The sequence below is a fragment of the Actinophytocola sp. genome, assembly GCF_050699915.1.
GTDB lineage: Bacteria > Actinomycetota > Actinomycetes > Mycobacteriales > Pseudonocardiaceae > Actinophytocola.
On the sequence record NZ_JBOHGA010000313.1, the window covers coordinates 1 to 5,655 of the forward strand.

Annotated in this window: 4 protein-coding genes and 1 pseudogene; 3 read left to right on the top strand and 2 right to left on the bottom strand. The window is 72.2% G+C overall.

Translation table 11 applies throughout. From position 1 onward, the window contains the following. Nucleotides 1-328, bottom strand: a pseudogene (locus ACRDSK_RS31215) (HSP18 transcriptional regulator); the annotation flags it as partial. Between the two features lie 102 nt (nucleotides 329-430). On the opposite strand from ACRDSK_RS31215, the gene ACRDSK_RS31220 reads away from it, so the two are divergent. Together ACRDSK_RS31220 and ACRDSK_RS31225 are read left to right on the top strand one after the other, a co-directional pair. Further along, a complete protein-coding gene (locus tag ACRDSK_RS31220) occupies nucleotides 431-862 on the top strand; it encodes an Hsp20/alpha crystallin family protein (RefSeq protein ID WP_431444985.1) in 432 nt (143 codons plus the stop codon). Between the two features lie 168 nt (nucleotides 863-1,030). After that, nucleotides 1,031-1,405: a DUF6292 family protein gene (locus ACRDSK_RS31225; RefSeq protein WP_431444986.1), complete on the top strand. Its 375-nt coding sequence runs from the start codon at nucleotides 1,031-1,033 to the stop codon at nucleotides 1,403-1,405. Here the strand turns inward: ACRDSK_RS31225 and ACRDSK_RS31230 are convergent. Next, on the bottom strand, nucleotides 1,394-5,035 hold the full coding sequence (locus tag ACRDSK_RS31230) for a glycoside hydrolase family 2 TIM barrel-domain containing protein (protein WP_431444987.1): 3,642 nt from the start codon (nucleotides 5,033-5,035) through the stop codon (nucleotides 1,394-1,396). The genes ACRDSK_RS31225 and ACRDSK_RS31230 overlap by 12 nt on opposite strands. An 83-nt stretch (nucleotides 5,036-5,118) precedes the next feature. Here ACRDSK_RS31230 and ACRDSK_RS31235 point away from each other — a divergent pair. Then, nucleotides 5,119-5,655, top strand: a 537-nt coding sequence (locus ACRDSK_RS31235) for an alcohol dehydrogenase catalytic domain-containing protein (RefSeq protein WP_431444988.1), incomplete at its 3' end; no start/stop codon positions are given.

A 5,655-nucleotide genomic window follows, 5' to 3' on the forward strand; every position in this document is an offset into this window, starting at 1 on the left:
CCACCGCGCGGTCGCCGGCGCGCCGGTCCCGCTCGGCGCGCACCCGCTCCTCCCCGGTCGCCTCGCCGGTGGCCGACGGACGCAGCCGCAGGTACCGCCGCTCCGCCGCCTGCCGGCTGGTGACCCCGAGCGTCGGCGCGATGCTTGCCCAGCTCGTGCCCTGTTCGCGGGCCGCGGTGATCAGCTCCGGCTCCCACGCGGCGAGCTCGTCACGCAGGTGCCGCAGCACCTCCAGGCCGGCCAACACGTCGGTGTCGACACCCTGCCGGACGTCGTCGAGCACAGCCTGAACCACGGCCAACGCCCTGGCCGCCGCCTGATCGTCCATCGGTCATCCCTTCGACGACATCACACTTGTCATCGATCCGATGACATGTTACAACAGTACCGCGCGTTGACCGAACCCACGCAACCAAGGAGGTAGAGCACGATGTTGATGCGCACCGACCCGTTCCGCGAGCTCGACCGCGTCGCCCAGCAGGTGTTCGGCAACACCGGCACGTGGTCGCGTCCCACCGCCATGCCGATGGACGCCTACCGCTCCGGCGACGAGTTCGTGGTCTCCTTCGACCTGCCCGGCGTCGACCCGAACGCCATCGAGCTGACCGTCGAGCGCAACGTGCTCACGGTCAAGGCGGAACGCCGCCCGGCGACGCCCGGCAACGTCGAGATGCAGGTTTCCGAGCGCCCGCTCGGTGTGTTCTCCCGCCAACTGTTCCTCGGCGAGACCCTCGACACCGGCAGCGTCGACGCCGCCTACGAGGCCGGCGTGCTGACCCTGCGTATCCCGGTCTCCGAGGCGGCCAAGCCGCGCAAGATCGCGATCACCGGCACCGCGGACCGCAAGCGGCTCAACGCCTGACACCGAGGCCGCCGACACCCGCTCACCCGAGTGGGTGTCGGCGGCCCGAATCGGGGTATGCCCGTGTCCGGCCGCCTCCGGAGGCGGCCGGTGGACTGGATAGGAGGACCGAGGAACATGGAGCTCGAGGCTCGCAGCCGACGTGGACTTCGACGGTACGTGGAGTTGGTGACCGAGGCCCTCGGGTACACCGGACAGGCCTACCACGTGCAGACCGAGTCGCCCGCCAGCGGCTACATCCCGCTGGACGAGCGGATACCCGCCTTCCCCGGGCTGGACGTGGCGCTGCTGTGGGACGAGCGGCACGGGTGGTGCGGTGCCGTCGAGACGGCGTCCGGCGACGACCTCATCGTCCTGTCCTTCCTCGGTTGTGACGTCCTGCCCGCGCCGCGTGAGGTGGCCCGCTTCGCCGCCGACCTGGTCGCCGGCACCGGGCCCGGACAGGCCGAGCCGCCCGGGTTCCGCGCGGCCGCCGCCGACGACGACCTCGCGGACCGGCTGGCCGCTTACGCGCCGCGACCGGAGGTCGCGTCAACCGGCTAGTTCGTCCGGACCCAGCGGACGGATCACCAGCTCGTAGTCGTGATCGGTGTCCTGCTGGACCTGGTAGTGCTCGCGCACCGGGTTCGGGGTGTCGCCGACGCCGGTGGCCGCCTTGTCGGCGTGCAGGGTGAGCCAGCCGGGGTTGCGCCGCAGCTCGAACGGGTAGGCCGCGCGGTCCAGGTCGTCGTAGGGCGTCACGCTGACGTCGTTCGCCCCGGCCACCAGCAGGCCGCCGGTACGCCCGTCGGTCAGCAGCGCCCACCGGGTGTCGGTGTGGTTGCCGTGGTCCTGCGGGCGGTGGTAGTCGACGTACTGCTCGTCCACGGTGGAGCCGTAGACACCGACCGGCGTGCCGTCCGCGCGGTCGACGTAGCTCTCCTGCTCGCCGCGGCCGTACCAGGCGAACCGGTCGAACGTGTCCGGCACGGCGAGCGTGACGCCGATGCGCGGCAGGTACGGCAGCTCGCGAACGGCGCCGCGCGGCGAGACGTGGTGCGCCAGACGGATCGTGCCGGCACCGTCGACGCGGTAGGTCATGGTCTGCGCGAAGGACGCTTCCGGCCGGTCCGGCGCGGCGACCGTGCTGGTCACCGTGACCGTGCCGGGCGCGGTCACCTCGACGGACTCCACGGTCGTCTCGAGCCGGTCGAGCCCGGCCGCGCGCCACAGCTCGCCCTCGGCGGTGCCCCAGCTGTAGGTCTCGTTGCTGTTCGGCGCCCGCCAGGCGTCCAGCTCGGGGCCGGTGTACAGCAGCTCGGTGCCGCGCACCCGCATCGACGCGAGCGTGCCGGCCGACTTGTCCAGCGTGTACCGGAAGTCCTTGCCGGACAACGTGACCGCGGCCGCGTCGTCCTCGACGGCCACCGGCCCGCTGCCGTCCGGCGGCCGGTTGCCGGGGATCACCGAGCCGCCGAGCGGGAACTGGTCGTGCGCCGCCACGGCGCCGGCGGTGGCCACGTTCAGGAACCGCTCGACGTCGTCCGGGTTGCCGGGCACCGGAATCCGGACGCTCGCCGAGCCGCCGGGCGCGACGTCCAGGGCCCGCTCCCCGCGCGCGACGACGCGGCGGCCCTCGACGACCGACCAGCGCAGCCGGGTGCCGGCCGTCGACGCGAACGAGCGTTCGTTGTGGACGGTCAGCACCCCGTCCGCGTAGGAGAGGCGCAGCGGCTGCTGGACCCAGCCGAGCTGCGCGGTCTCCGGCTGGAGGTACCGGTCCGCGCCGACCAGACCGTCCACACCGGACACGCTCTCGCCGTAGGACAGGTGCGTGCCGACGGTGTCGAACCGGTCGAAGTCCAGCGCCAGCACGGCCTCCGCGGCCGGGTCGCCGCCGGCAGCGAGGGTCTCCGCCGGCAGCGCGTGGTCGTAGATCCGCACGTCGTCGAGCACGCCGTGGGCCATCCGGCCGTTGTACTGGTCCTGCATGACCTCGGGGTTGCGGCCGACGTTGACCTCGTAGAACGTGTTGTCGATGGGGCCGGCGAACGTGGTGGCGCCGACCTCGCGGCCGTCGACGTAGAGCCGCAGCGTCGCGCCGTCGTAGGTGCCGGTGACCCGGTGCCAGTTGTGGTAGAAGTCGGCCGGCACCCGCGCCTGCACGGTGCGCCAGCCGCCGCTGTGGATGAAGAACTCCAAGGTGTTCTCGGTCTTCATCTTCAGCGCGTAGGCGTGGTCGCCCTTCGCGATCATCGTGAGGTCGCCGGTCCAGTCGGCCGGCCTGACCCACGCGTCCAGCGTCAGCGCGTCCCGGATCTCGAGGCGCCGGTCCCGGTAGACCTCGACGAAGTCGTCCAACCCGGACAACGCGAGCGCCTTCCCCCGGTGTCCGTCCACGATGGACGGCTGGCCGATCAGATGGGCCATGATGTCGTTGCCGGAGCCGTCCGGGGTGACGCGCACGTCCTGGCGGATGTTCTGCTCGGCCCAGTCCCAGATGAAGCCGCCCTGCAGCTGCGGGTGCGCGCGGATGAGGTCCCAGAACTCGCGGAAGTTGCCGAGGCTGTTGCCCATCGCGTGCGCGTACTCGCCGAGGATCACCGGCTTGGTGGTCTCGGCCGCCTGCTCGGCGAGCCGCTCCGGACTCGGGTAGCGCGGGCCCCACACGTCGGCGTAGGGCGCGTCGCCGTCGGGCGAGTTGGACTGGTGGTACAGCGGCCGGGTCGGCTCGTTGGCCCGCGCCCAGTCGGCCATCGCGTGGTGGGCCTGCCCGAGACCGGCCTCGTTCCCGGTGTCCCACATGAAGACGCTCGGGTGGTTCTTGTCGCGGGCGACCATGGCGACGAAGCGGTCGTGGAAGGCGTCCTGCCACTCCGGCCGGTCGGCGAGGCAGTTGTCCGGGCACGACTCGTGGGAGTGGGTCTCGATGTCGACCTCGTCGTCGATCCAGAGCCCCTCGCGGTCGGCCAGGTCGTAGAAGTACGGGTCGGACGGGTAGTGCGCGGTGCGTACGGCGTTGACGTGCAGGCGTTGCATCAACGCCACGTCCCGCTCCATGTGCGCGCGGGGCACGTGCCGGCCGTGGTCGGGGTCGGTCTCGGCGCGGTTGACGCCCTTGAACAGCACGCGCTTGCCGTTGACCTTCAGCTGCCGATCCTCGACGGTGATCTCACGGAACCCGACCCGCTCGCTCGTCACGTGCTCGCCCGCGGTCAGCACGAGCGTGTAGAGGTTGGGCGTCTCGTCGGTCCACCTCCTCGGCTGGTGGACCACTGTGGACAGTGTGGCGTTGTTGCCCTCGGTCGTGGTCTCGGTCCGCGCGACCTCGTGACCCGCCTCGTCGCGCAGCGACCCGCGGACGGTCAGCGGGCCGGTGCTGTCCCGGGTGAGCGCGACGTCCGCGGTGAGGGTGGCGTCGGTGAACGTGTCGTCGAGGTCGGTGGTGACGGTGAGGTCGCGGATGTGCGTGCGCGGCGTCGAGTAGAGCCAGACCGAGCGGAAGATGCCGCTGTAGCGCCACTGGTCGACGTCCTCGAGGTAGGAGCCGGAGCCCCAGCGGTGTACCTGGACGGCGACCCGGTTGCGGCCCGGGCGCAGCTGTTCGGAGATGTCGAACTCGGCCGGGGTGTAGCCGCCCTGGTCGTATCCGGCGTAGGTGCCGTTGACCCAGACGAAGTAGCCGGACGTGACGCCTTCGAAGCGCAGGAACGTGCTGCGGTCGCGCCAGTTCGCGGGCACGTCGAACTCGCGGACGTAGGCGCCGGTCGGGTTGACGTCCTTGGGCGCGTGCGGCGGGTCGTCGGGCCACATCTCCTCGGCGATGTTGCGGAACATCGGGTGGTCGAGGCCGGCGGTCTGCCAGGTGTGCGGGACGGTGGTGACCGGCCAGTCGCCGACGTCGTAGCCGTCGGCGAAGAAGCCGTCCGGGACGTCGTCGGGGTGGTCGGCCATGCGGATCCGCCAGTCGCCGTCGAGCGAGCGGGTGTAGGGCGTGCGCTCCCCGTGCCGGGCGGCGTCGCGCGTGCCGGCGTAGGGGCGGAGCTCGGCGTGCGGCGGTTCCTGACCCTCGCCGGTCATCCGCGGGTCGTCGAGGTAGGCGTACGCATCGGGCGCCTGCGGCGCGGCCGACGCGACGGACGGAGTCAGGGAGACCAACAGGGCTACGACCGCGAGCAGGACGACCGGGCGCATGGTCACCTCCGGTTCGAACCCCGAACGTAGTGGCGCCGCTACGCACCGGTCAACGGACCGCGGACCCACCTAGACTCGCCGGCGTGACGAACTCGCGCATGCTCGCCGGCCGGCTGTCGATCCCGTCCAGGAAGTTCGAGGTTCGCGAGGTGCCGGTGCCCGAGCCGGGGCCGGGCCAGGTGCGGGTCCAGGTCCGCGCGGCCGGCGTGTGCCTGTCCGACGTGCACCTGATCGACGGCACCCTGTCGCCGCCGTTCCTCGACGGCGACGAGGTCACGCTCGGCCACGAGGTCGCCGGCGAGATCGACGCGCTGGGCCCGGATGTGCCCGGGCCGTGGGGGCCCGGCCAGCGGGTGACCCTGCAGGCCGGTGAGCACTGCGGCCTGTGCCCGAACTGCCTGCGGGCCCGCCCGTGTCTCGCGGTGCGCACCCGTGGCGTCGACTACGACGGCGGCTGGGCCGAGTACACGCTCGCGAGCCACCACACGCTCGTGGCGATCCCGGAGGACATGCCCTTCGACCAGGCGGCGATCGTGCCGGACGCGGTGTCGACGCCGTGGGGCGCGATCACCGGGCCCGGCCGCGCGGCGGCGCCGGGACGACCGGCCGGCGTGTGGGGC